Here is a 948-nt window from a genome sequence, read left to right on the forward strand (position 1 = left end):
AGAGGTTTAAAGAGCAGTCCTTCCTGTCCTGTTAAAGCAAAAACAGGTAAAAACGATACAACTATAATTAAAAGGGCAAAGAATATAGGCTTTCCAACCTGTTTTGAAGACTTTATTATAGCTTCTATCCTGTCTTTTTCTGTAATTTCTCCTTTTTCCTCTTTTATTTTCTCTATATGTTTATGGGCGTTTTCTACCATAACAATAGCCCCGTCAACCATTGCACCAATTGCAATTGCTATTCCACCAAGAGACATTATGTTAGATGTAATTCCTAACATCTTCATAAATAAAAATGAAATTAAAACTCCAAGAGGAAGTGTAAGGATAATAACAAGGGCACTTCTAAAATGGAATAAAAACAGTCCAACTACTACTATAACTATTAAACTTTCTTCAAATAATGCTCTCTTTAGCGTGGCTATTGCTTTTTCAATAAGCTCTGACCTGTCGTAAGTTGTGATTATTTTTATATCTTCAGGAATGCTTTGCTTTAACTCCTGAATTTTTTTCTTTATTCTTTGAATAACATCATAGGCGTTTTCTCCAAAACGCATAACAACTATCCCGCCGACAACTTCCCCTAATCCGTTTAAATCTGCAAGCCCTCTTCTTCCCATTGGAACAAGTTCAACTTTTGCCACGTCTTTAATTCTTACTGGAATACCGTTTTTATCTGTTTTTATTGTTATGTTTTTTATATCTTCTAAATTTTTAATGTATCCAAGACCCTGAATAATATACTCAAAGCCATTATGCTCTATTATTCTTCCGCCTGTGTCGTTGTTGTTCTGTCTCAAAGCTTTTAATATCTCTTTTATAGAAATGTCGTAAATTCTTAATTTTTGAGGCTCTACTGTTATCTGATAGCCTTTTACAAAACCACCAATAGATGCAACTTCTGAAACGCCGTCAACCCCAAGAAGCGCATATCTTAAATACCAGTCT

1 protein-coding gene is annotated in these 948 nt (G+C 33.9%); it reads right to left on the reverse strand.

Going from position 1 to position 948, the window contains the following annotated elements; translation table 11 throughout:
* A partial coding sequence (locus HG1285_RS00020) for an efflux RND transporter permease subunit (RefSeq protein WP_008289777.1) occupies positions 1-948 on the reverse strand: 948 nt, incomplete at both ends.

The sequence above is a fragment of the Hydrogenivirga sp. 128-5-R1-1 genome (assembly GCF_000171895.1).